General features: G+C 43.2%; 12 protein-coding genes. 9 read left to right on the top strand and 3 right to left on the bottom strand.

What is annotated here, in order from left to right:
* Positions 1-345: 345 nt before the first annotated feature.
* Positions 346-5,685 carry an AAA family ATPase gene (locus QUB10_RS04200; RefSeq protein ID WP_333199816.1) on the top strand — a complete coding sequence of 1,780 codons (5,340 nt, stop codon included), beginning with the start codon at positions 346-348 and terminating at the stop codon, positions 5,683-5,685.
* A 4-nt stretch (positions 5,686-5,689) separates the two neighbouring features.
* Here the strand turns inward: QUB10_RS04200 and QUB10_RS04195 are convergent, their stop codons facing one another.
* Complete coding sequence (locus QUB10_RS04195; RefSeq protein WP_333199814.1) at positions 5,690-6,256, bottom strand: hypothetical protein; 567 nt, start codon at positions 6,254-6,256, stop codon at positions 5,690-5,692.
* Between the two features lie 122 nt (positions 6,257-6,378).
* Between QUB10_RS04195 and QUB10_RS04190 the strand changes: the two genes are divergently transcribed.
* The 3 genes from QUB10_RS04190 to QUB10_RS04180 all read left to right on the top strand — a co-directional run bounded on the left by QUB10_RS04190 (position 6,379) and on the right by QUB10_RS04180 (position 9,333).
* Positions 6,379-7,392 carry a hypothetical protein gene (locus tag QUB10_RS04190; protein WP_333199812.1) on the top strand — a complete coding sequence of 338 codons (1,014 nt, stop codon included), beginning with the start codon at positions 6,379-6,381 and terminating at the stop codon, positions 7,390-7,392.
* 150 nt (positions 7,393-7,542) lie between these two features.
* Positions 7,543-8,643, top strand: coding sequence for a glycosyl transferase (locus QUB10_RS04185; RefSeq protein ID WP_333199809.1), 1,101 nt, complete (start codon positions 7,543-7,545; stop codon positions 8,641-8,643).
* A 273-nt stretch (positions 8,644-8,916) separates the two neighbouring features.
* On the top strand, positions 8,917-9,333 hold the full coding sequence (locus QUB10_RS04180; RefSeq protein WP_333151165.1) for a secondary thiamine-phosphate synthase enzyme YjbQ: 417 nt from the start codon (positions 8,917-8,919) through the stop codon (positions 9,331-9,333).
* Here the strand turns inward: QUB10_RS04180 and QUB10_RS04175 are convergent.
* Positions 9,320-9,835 carry a heme-binding protein gene (locus QUB10_RS04175; RefSeq protein ID WP_333146405.1) on the bottom strand — a complete coding sequence of 172 codons (516 nt, stop codon included), beginning with the start codon at positions 9,833-9,835 and terminating at the stop codon, positions 9,320-9,322. The genes QUB10_RS04180 and QUB10_RS04175 overlap by 14 nt on opposite strands.
* A gap of 421 nt (positions 9,836-10,256) precedes the next feature.
* Between QUB10_RS04175 and QUB10_RS04170 the strand changes: the two genes are divergently transcribed.
* Together QUB10_RS04170 and QUB10_RS04165 are read left to right on the top strand one after the other, a co-directional pair.
* The gene (locus QUB10_RS04170; RefSeq protein WP_333199807.1) at positions 10,257-11,459 is read left to right on the top strand and encodes an EAL domain-containing response regulator; all 1,203 of its coding nucleotides are present in this window, start codon (positions 10,257-10,259) and stop codon (positions 11,457-11,459) included.
* A gap of 53 nt (positions 11,460-11,512) precedes the next feature.
* Positions 11,513-12,358, top strand: a complete 846-nt coding sequence (locus tag QUB10_RS04165; protein WP_333199805.1) for a prohibitin family protein — start codon at positions 11,513-11,515, stop codon at positions 12,356-12,358.
* A 481-nt stretch (positions 12,359-12,839) separates the two neighbouring features.
* Here the strand turns inward: QUB10_RS04165 and QUB10_RS04160 are convergent, their stop codons facing one another.
* Complete coding sequence (locus QUB10_RS04160; protein WP_333199803.1) at positions 12,840-13,763, bottom strand: LysR family transcriptional regulator; 924 nt, start codon at positions 13,761-13,763, stop codon at positions 12,840-12,842.
* A 382-nt stretch (positions 13,764-14,145) separates the two neighbouring features.
* On the opposite strand from QUB10_RS04160, the gene QUB10_RS04155 reads away from it, so the two are divergent.
* From QUB10_RS04155 to QUB10_RS04145, 3 genes are all read left to right on the top strand, one after another.
* On the top strand, positions 14,146-15,648 hold the full coding sequence (locus tag QUB10_RS04155) for an APC family permease (RefSeq protein ID WP_333199801.1): 1,503 nt from the start codon (positions 14,146-14,148) through the stop codon (positions 15,646-15,648).
* Between the two features lie 210 nt (positions 15,649-15,858).
* Positions 15,859-16,563 carry a cadmium resistance transporter gene (locus QUB10_RS04150; protein WP_333199799.1) on the top strand — a complete coding sequence of 235 codons (705 nt, stop codon included), beginning with the start codon at positions 15,859-15,861 and terminating at the stop codon, positions 16,561-16,563.
* 20 nt (positions 16,564-16,583) lie between these two features.
* Entirely contained in the window at positions 16,584-17,237 is a 654-nt protein-coding gene (locus QUB10_RS04145) for a cadmium resistance transporter (RefSeq protein ID WP_333199797.1), read from the top strand.
* The last annotated feature ends 453 nt before the right edge of the window (positions 17,238-17,690 follow it).

Here is a 17,690-nt window from a genome sequence, read left to right as displayed (position 1 = left end):
TTCCTTCTTTAACAATGTATCTTGCTAAGGGGGTAGGGACAGTGGGGAGACCCGAATAGTAGGGGTGTGGTTGCCGTCCGCTGTCGATCGGATATTAATTGAGAATAATAGTAGCAAAATGGCTTGATTCCATGAATACTATCATTTTATCTATAAATAGATTCTTGTCCCAGTACATAAAGCTTGATTTTTGTTGGCCTAAGTACATGGTTGAATTAAGCATATAACAGTTGCCATGTCAAGACTTTTGACGGTTGAGGGTGGTCGTGCCGTCAGCCAACAGCCAACAGTCAACAGCGAACAGCGACTCGAATCAGATATATTTTCAACTCTCAGCAGAACTCCATGCAATTTCTCTCCCAATACCAAATCCACTCCACTCTCCACGAAGGTATCGAAACGATTATTTATCGAGGAAAAATCCCCACCCACCAAGATACAACTGTACTCAAAATCCTGAACGCTGAATATCCCACCCTCGATGCAATTACCCGGATCAAGCACGAGTATCGCATTCGCCAACATTTAGACCATCCGGGCCTAGTTAAAGTCCTTAGCCTAGAAAGCTTTGACAACCGTCTCGGCTTGCTTTTAGAAGACTTTGAGGGCGAATCTCTCGATCGACTCATGTCCAGACAAAAGCTCGAAGTCATAACCTGTTTGAGGTTTGGCATCCAACTCATAAAAACATTAGAATATCTCCACCTTCAAAAAATTATTCACAAAGATATTAAGCCTAGCAATATCATCCTCAACAGCCACACAGGAATTATTAAACTGACAGATTTCGGCATTGCTTCACTATTGTCCAAAGAAAATCCCCAAATTAATAATACTAACTCGCTCGTCGGTACTTTTGCTTATATGTCTCCCGAACAAACCGGGAGAATGAACCGCACCCTCGACTACCGCACCGACTTTTATTCTCTCGGAATCACTTTATATGAAATGCTGACAGGTCAATTGCCATTTATGAGCAACGACCCTTTAGAAATAGTTTACAGTCACATAGCTTCTCAAGCAATTTTACCGCATCAAATTAATTCAGACATTCCACCAGCAATTTCACAAATTGTGATGAAATTGATGGCTAAAAATGCCGAAAATAGATATCAAACAGCAGGCGGCTTGTTAGCCGATTTAGAAATTTGTTTATATCAGTTAGAAACTACAGGCAAGATAGTCGATTTTAATCCCGGAAACTTAGATATATTGAGTCAGTTGTTGATTCCTCAAAAATTGTACGGGCGGGAAACACAAGTCAGCGAACTATTGGCAGCATTTGAACGTGTAGCTAATCCTTGTGAGGAAACTTCTTCCGCTTCCCAAATTGAACTTATCTTAGTGTCGGGTTATGCAGGTATAGGCAAATCGGCCGTAGTTAGCGAAATTCAAAAACCCATCACCAGACAGCGGGGCTATTTTATTTCAGGTAAATTTGACCAATTCAAGCGGAATATACCTTACGCATCTTTAATTCAAGCTTTTCAATCATTGATCCAGCAATTACTTGCGGAAAATAGCAAAAAAATACAAGATTGGCAACATAAACTTTTAGCCGCACTAGGCGATGCCGGACAAGTAATTATTGACGTGATTCCCGAACTAGAATTGGTAATTGGCAAACAGCCTGCCGTTCCCGAACTTGCCCCAACTGAAGCACAAAACCGCTTTAACAGGCTATTCAAAGAATTTATCCACGTATTCGCGCAAAAAGAGCATCCATTAGTCATATTTATCGATGACTTGCAGTGGTCAGATTCAGCGACGTTGAAATTAATGGAATTGCTGGCGACTGACCCAGATAGCAGATATTTACTATTAATTGGAGCCTATCGAGACCAAGAAGTTAGCTCTACACATCCTTTAATGCAAACAGTGGAGTACCTTCAAGAAACGGGGATTATTCTCAACAATTTAGTGCTGGAACCTCTTTCTTTAGCCCAGGTGACTGAGTTGATTTCTGAGACATTGAATGACTCAGAAAGAATTCAACCTTTAGCGGAGTTACTTTGGAATAAGACTGGTGGAAATCCTTTTTTCTTGACGCAATTGCTCAACACTCTTTATCAAGAAAAACTTTTGATATTTGACTTTACCAGGCTGCTGTCTCCCGGAAGAAGAGGGGAGTGGCAGTGGAACATTGAGGAGATTCAGGCTATTGGCATCACAGATAAGAGTGTAGTTGAACTGGTAGCCAGTCGGATTCAAAAATTGCCAGATATTACACGAGAAATTTTGAAATTAGCCGCTTGTGTTGGGGACAGTTTCACTCTAGATGTTCTCTCTACTGTCAACGCAAAATCTCCGTCAGTCACTGCGACTGAACTCTGGGATGCTTTGCAAGCGGGGTTAATACTTCCATTGAATGAGAGTTACCTCATTCCTTTATTTTTAGATGGAGAAGCCGGAGTTAATTTAACTTTCGATTCTTCGCGAGTCAGCTATAAATTTTTGCACGATCGCGTCCAGCAAGCGGCATATTCGCTGATTCCTGATGATGAAAAGAAAGCCACTCATCTTAGCATCGGTAAATTGCTACTTGAAAATACGCCACCCGATAAAGTAGAAGAGAGAATTTTTGATATTATCAACCAGTTGAATGTAGGAAGTGATTGTCTCACCCGCCAATCAGAAAAAGATGAATTAGCAGGATTAAATTTAATGGCTGGGCATAAGGCAAAAGCAGCTAACGCTTATGAACCCGCTGTTAAGTATTTGAATGTGGGAATTTCCTTATTAGCACCTGATAGCTGGGTTCGCAACTATGACATGACGCTGCGGCTGTATGTAGAGACGCTGGAAGCAGAATATTTAAACACCAACTTTGAGCAAGCAGAAGTTTTGGCAGAAGTGATTTTGCGATCGGCTAAAAACCAGCTTGACATAGTGAAAGTGTATCAGCTAAAAATCCTATTTTATCAGGCTCAAAGCCAGATGATAAAAGCTGTTGAAACAGGTCTAGAAGTGCTGGAAATGCTGGGAGTAAACCTATTAGATAACCAAACCATTGCAGTGCCCAAATTGCCGCGACTTGAGGAATTAGAAAACCTGCCAGTTATGACAGATCCTTATCAACTGGCAGCTATGGAAATCCTGACAGCCCTCTATCCTCCTGCTTATATTGCCAAACCAGAAATTGTGTCCTCCCTCGTCTTGACTATGGTCAATCTTTGTATTGATCGCGGTCATTCAGCATTAGCTAGTTTTCCCTATACTCTTTATGGAATGATGCTGTGCGGTATCGAAGGCGACATCGAAGCTGGCTACTACGCTGGACTAATCGCTTTAAAGCTGCTAGAACAATTTAATGCTAGCCAACAGAAAGCTAAGGTTTATGTAATGTTTAATGGTCATATAAGAATCTGGAAAGAGTCTACTAAGAATACACTTGCGTCCTTTCTAGAAGGCAGGAATTTTGGTGTAGAAACTGGTGACTTAGAATGGGCAATTTATAATTCTAAGCACTATGTTACCAATTTATTTTTGGTAGGAGAACCGCTAGAATATGTCACGGAAAAACAAACCATTTATATGGAATTTTTGCTAAAAAATAAACACGAATTTGCCATAGGTTATGCTAAAATTTGGCAAGTAATTGCTTCAAGCTTAAGAAGCAAAACAGCAGAGCAAGTACGATTAGTTAGCTGCAGGTTGGATGAACCTGCTGTGATGTCGTGTTGGCAAAAAGAAAATAATCGAATGTCGCTGTTTGCAGCTTATGTTGCTAAATTGATGCTGCTTTATTTATTTAAAGATTATGCTCCGGCTGTTGCCAGCGGTAAATTAGCGGCAGAATATGCAGATGGGGCGATCGGCTTAATCACTGTTGGGGTACACAATTTCTACTATTCGCTGGCTCTCCTCGCTCACTATCCTGACAGTGACAATCAAGAAGCAGACTTAGCTATTGTTAACTCTAATCAGCAAATCATGAAAAAGTGGGCATACCATGCACCCATGAATTATCAGCACAAGTACGACTTAGTTGAAGCTGAGAAAGCTAGAATTTTTAGCGATAAACTTGCAGCAATGGATTATTATGACTTCGCTATTAAAGGAGCGGCTGCTAACGGTTACATCCAAGAAGAAGCATTAGCCTATGAATTAGCTGGAGAGTTTTATCAATCTTTGGATAAAGAGATAATTGCTCGATCTTATCTGACAAAAGCTTATTATGCCTACATCCGCTGGGGAGCTATAGCAAAAGTTAAATACTTAGAATCCCGTTATCATTATTTAGTCGATCGCAATCAAGGAGCAATATCTAAAAATGTTGATATCATGACTGCTACCACTACTGTTGACAATAGCTTGATGCTGGATTTACCAACTGTTATCAAAGCATCTCAAGCTGTTTCGAGCGAAATTATCCTCAGCCGTTTGCTAGAGAAACTCGTACAGCTTGTGAAGGAAAATGCAGGCGCTCAAAAAGTATTATTTCTTGCCAAGACAGGTAATCAATTATTCATAGAAGCTGGAGTTACAGGTCAGTTTAATGATGTTATCGTGTTACAATCTCTCCCGATGGCAGAATCCGATCTTCTCCCAATTTCCTTGATTAACTATGTAGAAATAACTAAAAAATACTTGGTTTTAGATGATGCTACTAGAACAGATCAATTTCAATTTGACCCGTATATTGCGAGCAATCAACCCCTATCTATCCTGGTATTGCCAATTATCCATCAAGGCAACCTTACGGGAATTTTTTATTTAGAAAATAATTTAACAAAGGGTGCTTTTACTAGCGACAGGCTAGAAATTTTGGGAATATTGTCTGCACAAGCAGCTATTTCTCTAGAAAATGCCCGTTTTTATACTATTCTGGAAACGCGAGTAGCGCAAAGAACTGAGAAATTGCATACTGCATTGGAAGAACTTCGCCACACTCAATTGCAGCTAATCCAAAGTGAAAAAATGTCCAGTTTAGGGCAAGTGGTAGGGGGAATTGCTCACGAAATTAATAACCCCATTAACTTTATTTATGGAAATTTACATTACACCAATGAATACGCTGAAAACTTACTAGATTTACTACGTTTATACCAAAATCATTACCCAAATCCCGTGCAAGAAATAGTCAATGAAACAGAGCAAATAGATTTAGATTTTTTGATGACTGATTTCACTAAAATGATAGAGTCAATGAGAGTGGGTGCTGCGAGAGTTCGCGATATTGTGCTGTCGCTGCGAAACTTTTCTCGGCTAGATGAATCAGATAGAAAATGGGTTAATCTCCACGAAGGTATCGACAGCACGTTGATGATTTTGGATCACAAATTAATTGATATTCAAGTGCTCAAGGAGTACGGCAATTTGCCTTTAGTGAATTGCTATCCGGGAGAAATTAATCAGGTATTTATGAATGTACTGACTAATGCTATTGATGCTTTGTCTCGCGAAAAAAGAGGGAAAGAATTTGACTCGACAATTCAGATTTGCACTGAAGTCGCCGAAGGAAATCAAGTAGCAATTCGCATTGTAGATAATGGTGTGGGGATGAGTTCGGAGGTATTGGGTAAAATATTTGACCCGTTTTTTACTACTAAAGAGGTAGGTAAGGGGACTGGTTTGGGATTGTCTATCAGTTATCAAATTGTGGTAGAACAACATGGAGGAAAGTTAATTGGTAAGTCGGAACCCGGAGAGGGCAGCGAGTTTACTATACGGCTGCCGTATTGATGAATTAAAGCCATCGTGAAAGCAACTGTTCAACTACTTTCACAAAGCCGATCGCAATTTGGATCAACGGCCAACCCACCAAACAAATTAACACCGCCCAGCGAGTTTGAATATCCAAACCTTGGCGAACCGCCACAATTACAGCTAGCAAACTCCACACAGCTAATATGCGCTCTATTCCTTCTCCCAGCAAGGGAATTAAGGTTAAAAAATTGAGCACTTGGGGCGCGTAAGCAAAGCCGATCGGAACCAACAACTCCCCATAAGTTACGTGCCCCTGCTTCAGCCACTCTCCGATTTTAAAGATAGTGAAAGTCCAAAAATAATAACCCCCCGCGACTGCCAAACCATCTATCCAAAGTGCTAAAAATAACACTGATAGCTCAGTTCGATTGATTAACAAAATGACAGCACTGCCCAACACGCGGGACAGCGCAGCTAAAATTACAATTGTTAAAGCTATCCGCTTAGTTCTGCGAGTGTAGGGAGTTTTTTCGTAAAAATTGCCGTTCAATGAAAGTGCGTTCCAAAGGGTTGCCCCCAAACCTGCAATTGAATCTTCTCCCTTCACGTTGAACTCCTGCTCCTCAAGATAGTTGACAACTTTTACAAAATAAGCTCTAATACAGCAGAATCACCGAACTATTTGTAGGTAATTAGGTAATTAATTGGCATTCTACCAGATTTTATTAAATGCTAAGATTGATTTTACGGATACTTGCATGGCTGCGCGGGGGAAGTTTAAATTTGTTGCTCATCGCAGGTGTAATCCTGATAATTTGGGGCATTCTTTCGCCGGTGGGAACTGTTATATGGTGGCTGAATCAAAGTGCCGAAACGTTTGGTATCAAGAAAAATCCACCGGAGATACTGCCCTCAAACAAGGGCAATTTAGAAGCCCGCAAGTCTTCGCAGCTCAATTGTTATATCATCTTTTTACCGGGAGTTGGCGATTTTTCAGGGGATGAATTAACCCCGGGTGAAGAGTTTTTTCTCAAGCGTTTAGTTAAAAGTCACCCGCAGTGTGTAGCAGTGGGCGATGTTTTTCCTTATTCAGCGTCTAACAAAAGTTTAGGAGGAGAGCGTTGGCTAGCTCCTTTTTGGCGGTTTGCAGAACAGGCAAAAAGCGGGCCGATTGCGGGGGATATATTCATCAAAATTCGCAATCTCTGGAGGTTTGCAATTTCTCTAGATTATCGCTACGGATTTGCATACAATCAGGGAATGGCTAAGGCAATTATCGATCGCATGAATGCTCAATCTCCCATTTCAGTTAATCCTCAAAAACCTTTGAAAGTTATTTTAATTGGCACTAGCGGCGGTGCACAAGTTGCTTTGGGTGCTACTCGCTATCTTAAAGAATGGCTGAAGGCAGAAATTACGGTTGTTTCGGTTGGGGGCGTGTTTTCGGGAGAAAATGGTTTTGCAGAAGCCGATCGCATTTTCCACTTTCGTGGCACTCGCGATTCAATTGAGGATATTGGCGGCATAGTTTTTCCGAGTCGCTGGTACTGGTACGCGACTTCTCCTTTCAACCAAGCTCGTTTGCAAGGCCGCTATGCAGCAGCTTTGAGCGGCCCTCACAAGCATGACGGCGATGAGGGATATTTTGGGGAAAATCTAGCAGCGGACGGTAAAAAGTATGTAGATATAACCCTGGACAAGATTAATCAATTGCCTGTTTGGTCTGAGGGCGCGTCCGATTGATGAGTTCTTGCATATTCGATAGTCATTAGTTATTAATTGTGTCATTGTTGGTTGTACGTCGCTTGAAGCTTTGCCTTGTTGGCTTCCAGTCTCTACCTCCAATTCCCAATTCCCAATTCCCAATTCCCAATTCCCAATTCCCTATTATCAATGTCTCGACCAACATTATATATTGCCATCACAAATCACGGATTCGGCCACGCTGTCCGAGTCTCCTCGGTAGCTGCAAAAATTCAAGAATTAAATCCAGATATCTTACTAATTATCACAACAACAGCACCTCGCTGGCTGCTAGAATCTTATATTACGGGCGACTTTATCCACCGTCCCCGCGCTTTTGATGTCGGAGTCGTGCAAGCTGACAGTTTGAATATGGATAAAGACGCGACGCTGGAAAAATTGCGGGAAATTCGGAAAAAGCAAAATTCCCTAATTGCCAGCGAAGTTAATTTTATCAAGCAAAATCGGGTGGGTTTGGTGCTGGCAGATATTCCTCCTTTGGCAACGCGAATGGCGGCAGCGGCTGGGGTTCCTTGCTGGATGATGAGCAATTTTGGGTGGGATTTTATCTATCGAGATTGGGGCGGGGAATTTGTAGAAATGGCAGATTGGATTGGTGAATGTTTCGGAATGTGCGATCGGCTTTTTCGTCTTCCTTTGCACGAACCGATGCCCGCTTTCCCACATATTCAAGATGTGGGCTTGACTGGTGGCAATCCTCGCTATAGTAACGAAAAAATTCGGGAAGTATTCGGCATCGAAACACCGCTGGAAAAAACTGTATTGCTGACTTTCGGCGGATTGGGTTTAGAGGAAATTCCGTATCAAAATTTACAGCAATTTAGCGACTGGCAATTTATTACTTTTGATGCGGGAGCTCCCGATTTGCCGAATTTGATTAAAGTCAAAAATCAGGAGTTTGCAAAATCTCTCCCGATTTTACCCCGTCCGGTTGATATTATGCCTGTCTGCGGGCGCTTAGTTTCTAAACCGGGATACAGCACTTTTGCGGAAGCTTTGCGCTTGGAAATACCTGTTGTTTCTATAATGAGAGAAGGTTTTGCAGAAGCTGCGGTGTTGCTGGAATGGCTTCAAAATTATGCGGAACATCAAATTGTGACGGCGACGGAGTTTTTTGAGGGGGATTGGGAGTTTTTGCGACAACCGCTGCATCCGCCCCGTTTGTCGGATAAATTGGATAAAAATGGTACGGAGGCGATCGCCCAAGCTGTTGTAGACTATTTTTATTAGACCTCGACCGAATAGTAAGTTTTGAACAGGCAGGATGCCTGTTCCACAATAATTATTGGAAAGGTCTAATATACCAGTAGTAGTGGTAGTAGTGGTAGTGGTAGGTTGGGCCCGTGGAACGAAACCCAACATCCAATTAATGAGTGTTGGGTTTCGTTCCTCAACCCCAACCTACATAATAAAAAAGGAAGAAGTAAGATGTAACAATAGGAGAATATTTTTGCAAGAGTTTCTTTGAAAATCCCAAATCTCAAATCCCACATCCCAAATCCTATGACTCACTATCAACAGATACTCAAGATTCAAACTACAGGGAAATCTCTGTGCAAAATCACTCCTAAGATAGAAGATGCGGTGGCGAATTCAGGTATTAAAACGGGACTTTGTAGCTTATTTTTGCGCCACACTTCTGCTAGTTTGGTGATTCAAGAAAATGCTGACCCGGATGTACTTAAGGATTTGGCTAACTTTTTGGCTAAACTGGTACCGGAGGACGATCGCTACATTCACGATGCCGAAGGCCCAGACGATATGCCGGCCCATATTCGCACTGCGCTGACTCATACTTCTGAACAAATCCCGATCGATCGCGGCAGGTTGCTGTTAGGAACTTGGCAGGGAATTTACCTGTGGGAACACCGCCAGCGGGGTCACATTCGCGAATTAGTTGTTCACGTCAGCGGCACTTGATCGGAATTTGTACCTCGCTGATTTTAGTTGCTTCCGGCGTCATCGGGGAATTGTAAAAAAAGCGACGCGGCGGCCCAACTATTTCATATTCAGGATGTTCTTGAAGCCAATCTTTAAGTTTCTGGAGGTTATTTTCGTAGCTTTCCCAAGTGTAGGCCCCGCGCACGCCGATGCTGACAACCGTCATCGGCGAAGTATCCGTGATTTCTACAGCGGAGTTAACGCTGCTGGGGGCGATATTTGGTGTGGGATAGAGGAACGAAACTTCAGCTTGGGGAACCGCATCGATTTGCCCGGAAGTTTCGGTGTAGCGGGCTTCTACTGGCGTTGTCATCGCAATTTGGTTGTTGCTGATGTGTTGAAATAAGGGATTGAAGGCGATGCCAGTTGCTTGTCGCAAATCGCCCGCGTGGGTGTAGGTGACAGCGCGGTACTGAGGATATTGCTTAACTTCTATCACCCCAATCTGTGCGGGTTCAGGGAATCCAGTAGGTAATACCATTTGAGATTTAAAAGTTGAGATTTTACATTCAAGAAGGGGGAAAGACTGACTATGCAAGGGTTTGGAACTTGCTTGCAGTTGCATGGTTTTTGGCAGCTGCTATAAATAGGCTGAGATTGTTTGCAGACAATCGTTCAGGCGGCACAATTAGTTTAGCAGTTATTTAAGGCGCTGCTAACTGTCGATCGCCTAGAATTAGTTGAGAGATTATCAATTAACCTCGTAATAATACGGACGGCACTGAGTAAGCACAGAAACATTAATCTAGTTGTGCTTGAAAAATTAGCGTTTTTCAGGTGTTTGCTATTTGTGTCGGAAAATATTCCGCTGTTTGGTCGATCGAGCTGTGCGTTCTCAGTTATTGGGACGCTTATCGCGTTCAGTAACGCCTATCAATTATACCGCTTTCAGGGAATGACGTATGAAAAAGATTCTAGTGATTGAGGACGAGCAAGTAATTCGCGAGAATATTCTCAAACTCCTTAAAGCTGAAGGTTTCGACGTGACGGGTGCAGAAAATGGATCGCAAGGTTTATATGCGGCGGTGTCAAATGTTCCCGACGTGATTATTTGCGACGTGATGATGCCAGAACTTGACGGGTATGGGGTGCTGGTGGCCTTGCGATCTAATCCTGTTACTGCTACAGTACCTTTTGTTTTTCTCACTGGTAAAGCCGATCGCTCTGAAATGCGGCAAGGTATGGAATTGGGCGCAGATGATTACCTGACTAAACCTTTTACTAAAGCTGAACTTGTGGGCGCGATATCGAGCCGCTTGAAAAAACAAGAAGCTTTCGCCGAACAGTACAATACTTTGCGATCGCAAAGCAGCGAATTGATCCAAGATGCCGACAAATTAGAGCGGATAAAAACAAGTTTGTGCGACGCACTGGAACGAGAAGAATTCCAAGTTTATTATCAGCCGCAGGTCAATGTCCACACTGGTAAAATTATCAGCGCCGAAGCTTTAGTGCGCTGGGTACATCCAGAAAAAGGGCTGATTTCGCCCGCAGAATTTATTCCGGCTGCCGAAGAAACTGGCTTCATTGTACAGTTAGGCGAGTGGGTTTTGCAGACAGCTTGCAGGCAAATGCAAGTTTGGAAAAATGCTGGTTTTTCGGGGCTGCGGGTAGCGGTGAATCTGTCGCCACGCCAATTTCACCAACCGGATCTCAGCAGCAGAGTTGCCCAAATTTTAGCAGAAACTGGTTTGGAAGCGAGCAGTTTGGAATTAGAGCTGACCGAAAGTTTGATGGTAGAAGATGCCGAAAGTGCGATCGCTACTTTGCAACAATTGAAAAAATTGGGAGTTTCTATATCTATTGATGATTTCGGAACTGGGTACTCTTCTTTAAGCTATCTGACGCAATACCCCTTCGATACTTTAAAAATAGACCGCTGTTTTATCAGCAATATCACCGATGGTTGCACCAATGCAGCAATTGTGAAAGCTATTATTGAAATGGCGCACAGTCTCTGTCTTGAGGTAATTGCCGAAGGAGTTGAAACAGAAGCCGAAAAAGATTTTCTCTGGCGCTATAAGTGCGATATAATGCAAGGATATTTGTTCAGTCCTCCTTTGGCTGCAGCGGATTTTGAACAGTTGTTGATGGCAGGAAAATAGAATATCTATTAAGTCAATCTTGAGCAGAGAATTAAGTGCGATCGGGGTGGAATATGGTTTTAGAATCCAGCAGTAACGTTGACTCACTCAAATCCAGCAATAAAAAAAATAAAGATTTTTACCTAGCTGTTCAACTAGCTGTAGTAATAGTATTTTTAGCTATTTTTTCCAAATTTTTTATCATAGTCAACGCTGGAGAACGGGGCGTCCTGATGCAGTTTGGCAAAGTGCAAGAACAGGTACTAGGAGAAGGAATTCACGTAATAGTTCCCACAGTTTATACTGTAAAAAAGTTGAGCGTCAGGGTACAAAAACAGGAAAGTTCCGCTGAAGCTTCCTCAAAAGATTTGCAAGATGTTTTCACGGATGTAGCGCTCAATTGGCACATTATCCCAGAAGAAGCAAATGCTATTTTTCAACAAATAGGTGACGAAAAAGAAGTCGTGGTTCGCATTATAGATCCGGCAGTTGAAGAAGTATTAAAAGCAGTTATGGCCAAATACACGGCTGAAGAAATTATTACTAAACGGGGAGAAGTTAAAGCCGCCGTTGATGATTCTTTGACCTTGAGGCTGGTTACATATCACATTGCCGTTGACGATATTTCTTTAGTACACGTTCACTTTTCTGAGCGGTTTAGCGAGGCGGTGGAGGCGAAACAAATTGCCGAACAGGAGGCAAAAAGAGGGGAGTTTTTAGCGCTGAAGGCAGTAAAACAGGCCGAGGCTAAGGTGAATTTAGCCAAGGGAGAAGCCGAAGTGCAAAGGTTGCTGCGGGACAATTTGACTCCCGAACTTTTGGAAAGGCAGGCTATAGAAAAATGGGATGGGAAATTGCCGCTGATTGTTGGTGATGGGGGTAAAAATTTATTGGACTTGAGGAAATTGGTTGAGAGATAACAGCCCTGGACGCATCAGCCCAAAGAAACCGGGTTTTTTACCTAATCTGTGACCTACAACGAAGGATTTTCGGAAAAAAACCCGGTTTCTGACCGAAAGCATCCAGGATACCCGCCACGTGATTCATCCGTCCAGAAATAAAAAACCTGTATCCGATGAAACTTGCCGAACGTATTTATCTCGCGCAAGTCAATGCTTCAATTCTTTAATCTAAAATCTAAAATCTAAAATCGATTGACCATCGGTGCACAAGTCCAGTACAAAAATACAGGGAATTTAGCTTTTTATGTCGGTAAAAAACCAGGTTTCTTGACTATTCGTGCGTAAGTCCTGAATTACCAATTATATCATGTCCGGTCGATTACCCTGATTCTTGTAGGGGCGGGTTCACCAATAATATTTGCCCCTAACGGACAATCTCACAAACCCGCCCCGGCTTATGTATTATTGGCGATCGATCGGACATGATATTACCCGCACCTTAAGTTAATATCTGTTCAAAGGCTTTAGCAATTCCCGTTTGAAAACGCTGTCGGTGCTTCAGTTTTAAAACAGGTTTAATTATTTCCATACCTACATTAGAACTTGGTTGGCTATCTATAATTTTAATCGATCGCAGTGTAGATAGCTGCAATTCTTTTTTTACCATCAATTCAGGAATAGCCGCTGCACCTGTGCCGCTTTCCACCACTGCTTTTACCATTTCACTGCTGTTCAAAACTAAAGTTACATTCAATTCCTGGGGATTAATGCCCCAACTTTGCAAAGCTTGTTCCAACATTTGCTGAACTCCAGAACCAGCTTCTCGCATCACCCAATCCGTTTTCGCAATTTCCGCTAAACTCACCTCTGCACGTTCAAACCAAGGGTGAGATTTGCCAACTACAATCAGCAAGCGTTCGCTGCCTATAACTTCTTCCTCCAGAGTGCTCTTAAGCGAAGCTTTGAGGTCTCCCGTCACTAAACCCAAATCAAATGTTCCCGTCGCCGTCCCTGCACAAATTTCTTCGGCATTTGCCAGAGTACAATTCACGCAAATACCAGGATATTTTTGTTTGAACTTGCTAAGTTTATCAGGCAACCAATAATTGCCAATGGTCAGACTGCAACCCAAGTTTAATTCGCCTCGCTGCAAGTCGTTCAACTCCCGCAAACCTCTCTCTGTCAAAGCAACTTGGTCTAGAATTTTCTGCGTTTCAACTTGCAGCAACTTCCCAGCATCTGTGATTTCGATGCGGCGGCCGATGCGGTGAAATAGTTTTACTCCGTATTGCGCCTCTAAGCTTTGGATTGTCGCGCTGACAGCGGGTTGGGTGATGTAAAGTTCCTCCGCTGCGCGGCTGAAGTGCAGGTGTTCCGCGACAGCTAGAAAAACTCGCAGTTGGTCAAGCGTCATTCCGGCCATGCTGAGTACCCTTTTACTAAATACAGACAGTTCTTTTTTGAAATAAAAATCTTTGGCGGCTGAACTTTGACCTGAACTTTTCGAGTCTCTGGTACAGACTGGAATTCCCAGAAAAGCACGGTTGCCCGCCGCTATTTAATGTTTCCTTTTAACATCAAGGGTTTGGGCTGGTGGCGACAGATAGGTCTCGTCTTCCAACAGTTCTTTGGCCACGGCACTGCATCACTTGTATTTATTAATTCGATAAACAAGACTATTTGATTCTACCTGTCAAGAGCCTTAAGGTGATACTTAAGCTTCTAACGCAGGGCCCGATGCTGAAGCGGCACCGACAAGTTTAAGCCGATCGCCAAAAGTCGATCAACAAAAAGAGAGAAGATAAATGACTAAGAAAACGCCAAAAAATCACAGTCCCCACGGCTTAAAGCCGGACTGCCTCTCCTTCGGGGAGGTTTTAGCTCAATCCTTTGCCGTCATTGCACCTACAACTATACCCGCATCTAATATAGGTTTAATCGTCGCTCTTTCGGGTAACGGGGCTTGGCTGAGCTTTCTCATCGGCTTGATAGGCCTAGTATTTGTCAGCATCAATATCAACCAATTTGCGAGTCGATCGGCTTCTGCAGGTTCTCTTTATTCTTATATTGTTAAAGGACTTGGCCCGACTGCCGGCGTAATTTGCGGCTGGAGTTTGGTACTCGCTTATCTATTTACTGCGATGGCCGTTTTGTGTGGTTTTGCCAACTTTACGGGTACTTTCATCGGTCATTTAGGCATCCATCCCTCGCCGATTACGCTGTTAGCGATCGGGGCGGGCGTTGCTTGGTATGCAGGTTATAAAGATATCCAACTCTCAGCTATGGCGATGCTGTGGCTGGAAGGAGCATCAGTGGCTGCGATCGCACTTTTAGGAATTATCATCTGGGCGCACAAAGGTTTTGCCCTGGATATGTCCCAATTAACTTTGGAAGGCGTAACTCCGGGCAACATAGCGACGGGACTTGTCTTAGTAATGTTTGGTTTCTCAGGTTTTGAAAGCGCTACATCTCTGGGCGACGAAGCCAAAAAACCCTTAAAAAATATCCCCAGAGCTGTCATGGGCAGTGCTGTCATGGCAGGCTTATTCTTCATTTTGATGACCTATATTGAGGTTTTGGGTTTTAGCGGTACTGGAGTTTCTATTACTAATAGTGAAGAACCTCTGACTTTTCTAGCGCAACAAGTCGGGATGGGCTGGCTGGGAGAGTTAGTGGCTTTCGGCGCTTTATTTAGCTTTTTTGCTTGCGTGCTCGGCAGCATCAATCCAGCCGCGAGAGTGTTTTTTATGATGGCGCGGCACGGTTTGTTTCACTCTTCATTAGGTGTAGCGCATTCGTCTAATAGAACTCCCCACGTTGCAGTAACGATGTGTACATTTATGACATTTTTGGTGCCTGCTGTGATGTCTATGTTTAACATCAAACTGTTCGATTGTATGGGTTATTTGGGGGCAATTTGCAGCTACGGATTTTTAACTGTATACATCTTGATTTCGATCGCGGCTCCAGTTTACTTGCACAAAATTGGTAAATTGCGCCTGCGGGATGTGGTGTTCTCGGTGGTGGCGATCGCATTTATGATGATTCCGATTGCGGGCAGTGTGGGCATTCCAGGCAGCACTATGTTCCCAGTTCCCGAAGCTCCTTACGATGCGTTTCCTTACTTGTTCTTGATGTATTTGGTTGCTACTTGCGGGTGGTTTGTGTTGCAGCGGCGGCGCTCTCCTGGACTTGTGCGTTCGATGGAGCATGGTATTGACGCAATTCATGCCAAATTCGACGAAGAAAATGCAATTTACGGTGGTGTTCGATTGAAAACAGTCCCCTTTGACAGTGATGGTTTTTGATTAGCAGTTACCAGTTCTCAGCCAGGACGAAGAGTTTTTAGCAACTGGTTTTGACTGAGATATTGCAGCATTGTCGATCGGCCTTTCAAGGGCAGGCTAGGAGCAACTAGCCACAATAAAATTTAATTTGTGTGGAACGGGCATCTTGCCCGTTCCTAAGATACGATCCCAGCCAGTAGAACGAAATAAAAAATCTGAGGAGACACAGAAATGAATGAATTACTAACAGCAATTTCTACGGGGATGACAGCTTTTACGGCTACGAACCTTGACGATATTCTGATTCTGCTGCTGTTTTTCTCGCAGGTGAATGCAATATTTCGGCGCAGGCATATCGTCTTCGGTCAGTTTCTGGGCTTTACTGCACTGGTTTTGGCTAGCCTTCCCGGCTTTTTTGGCAGCTTAATCTTTCCGCCAGATTGGATCGGAATGCTGGGTTTGCTGCCAATTGCGATCGGGCTTAGCCGCTTGCTGAATCCAGAAACTGACGATTCGGAATCTGAGGCAGAATTAGAGCAATCAGAGAACTCTTTTTTTAGCAGTTTTCTGTCTCCTCAAACTTACAGCGTAGCAGCGGTGACGGTGGCAAATGGCGGCGACAATATCGGGATATATGTACCGCTTTTTGCTAGCAATACTTTAGAAAGTTTGGCGGTGATTCTCGGCGTATTCTTCGCGATGGTGGGCGTTTGGTGCTACGCTGCTTATCGGTTAATTCAAATGCGGGCGATCGCAGATACTTTGACTCGCTACGGCAATCAGCTTGTGCCTTTTGTTTTGATCGGATTGGGAATGGCAATTCTGGTTAAAAGCGGCACTCTGGCAAGCCCCACTTTAAGTATAATATCTTTAGTTGGTTGCGGTTTCTGTTTGATAACGATGAGCAGAAGTAACGCCAGCGAAACTGAAGTTTAAAAAAATTGCAGGGACACCACATGAATTGGATTGCAGCAGCGATTATTGCCGGGATTACATCTTTTGCCGCAACCAATATCGACGATATGGTGATTTCGATGCTGTTCTTCGCCCAGGTAAATGATACTTTCCGCCCCCGGCATATCTTTGTCGGTAAGTACCTCGGATTTGCAGCACTCATAGCTGCTAGTTTGCCCGGTTTTTTTGGTGGGTTAATTGTGCCGAAAGCTTGGATTGGCTTGCTGGGTTTGGTTCCGATCGCGATCGGCATCAGTCACTTAGTCAAGAGAGAAAATGATGAAAATGACGTACAAGCAGTATCGGGCGAATTTAACCGTCAATCTAACTCATCTGCTGTGTCAAGACTTGCGAATCTTTTCAACCCCCAAACTTTGAATGTGGCTGCGGTAACAGTAGCGAATGGGGGTGACAACATCGGTATTTACTTGCCGCTGTTTGCTAGCAGCGATTTGCCGAGCTTGCTGGTGATTTTGGCGGTTTTCTCGGTGATGGTAGGTGTTTGGTCTTATGCCGCTTATCGGTTAACTCGCCAAAGGGCGATCGCCCATATTTTGACTCGCTATACCAAGGCTGTTGTCCCTTTTGTATTAATTGGCTTGGGAATATTTATTCTGATTGAAAGCGGTACTTATCGCCTGCTCCCGGCATTTTAATTCAACTAAGAATTAGCCTCGGTTCCGCTACTTACATCCCTTTCTAGGCAGATAACTTTTCCGATGTTCATAATTTATAAGCTATCATTTTTGCCTTACCAATTGTTTTCTTAAAATGGTCTCTAAATTACTTGCCATATATCACCAAATATGCTAAGTTAATAATGAACTAATTAACCGAGCTAAAAGCAGCTTTAAACTAATTTAGCCTCGAATTTTTACGAAAGTTCAAGCCATTTTGTGAGCTAGCAAGTTGCCAGAATTAGGCAAGAATATACCTGTCATTTCACTAAATCCTGTAGTGGTGAATCCAACTCAGCTAAAAATTTGAGGAGGAATCCTTAAAATATCGCCCGAACACTTTGCCACTACCCCACACCGATAGACTTTTACAATAGGTCTAATCCTAAAAAACCAGATTTTTCGATTCTGCAAAATTTGGTTTCTCCGGCA

Source organism: Microcoleus sp. B5-D4, from assembly GCF_036705145.1.
Taxonomy (GTDB): Bacteria; Cyanobacteriota; Cyanobacteriia; order Cyanobacteriales; family Microcoleaceae; genus Microcoleus.
Note: the sequence above shows the minus strand (reverse complement) of the source record. Positions and strands in the feature narration are given on the sequence as shown.

What these genes read in the sequence shown, in the direction of transcription:
- QUB10_RS04200 (WP_333199816.1), top strand. Translation starts at nt 346, where the DNA reads ATGCAATTTCTCTCCCAATACCAAATCCACTCCACTCTCCACGAAGGT.
- QUB10_RS04190 (WP_333199812.1), top strand. Translation starts at nt 6,379, where the DNA reads ATGCTAAGATTGATTTTACGGATACTTGCATGGCTGCGCGGGGGAAGT.
- QUB10_RS04185 (WP_333199809.1), top strand. Translation starts at nt 7,543, where the DNA reads ATGTCTCGACCAACATTATATATTGCCATCACAAATCACGGATTCGGC.
- QUB10_RS04180 (WP_333151165.1), top strand. Translation starts at nt 8,917, where the DNA reads ATGACTCACTATCAACAGATACTCAAGATTCAAACTACAGGGAAATCT.
- QUB10_RS04175 (WP_333146405.1), bottom strand. Translation starts at nt 9,835, where the DNA reads ATGGTATTACCTACTGGATTCCCTGAACCCGCACAGATTGGGGTGATA.
- QUB10_RS04170 (WP_333199807.1), top strand. Translation starts at nt 10,257, where the DNA reads ATGAAAAAGATTCTAGTGATTGAGGACGAGCAAGTAATTCGCGAGAAT.
- QUB10_RS04165 (WP_333199805.1), top strand. Translation starts at nt 11,513, where the DNA reads ATGGTTTTAGAATCCAGCAGTAACGTTGACTCACTCAAATCCAGCAAT.
- QUB10_RS04160 (WP_333199803.1), bottom strand. Translation starts at nt 13,763, where the DNA reads ATGGCCGGAATGACGCTTGACCAACTGCGAGTTTTTCTAGCTGTCGCG.
- QUB10_RS04155 (WP_333199801.1), top strand. Translation starts at nt 14,146, where the DNA reads ATGACTAAGAAAACGCCAAAAAATCACAGTCCCCACGGCTTAAAGCCG.
- QUB10_RS04150 (WP_333199799.1), top strand. Translation starts at nt 15,859, where the DNA reads ATGAATGAATTACTAACAGCAATTTCTACGGGGATGACAGCTTTTACG.
- QUB10_RS04145 (WP_333199797.1), top strand. Translation starts at nt 16,584, where the DNA reads ATGAATTGGATTGCAGCAGCGATTATTGCCGGGATTACATCTTTTGCC.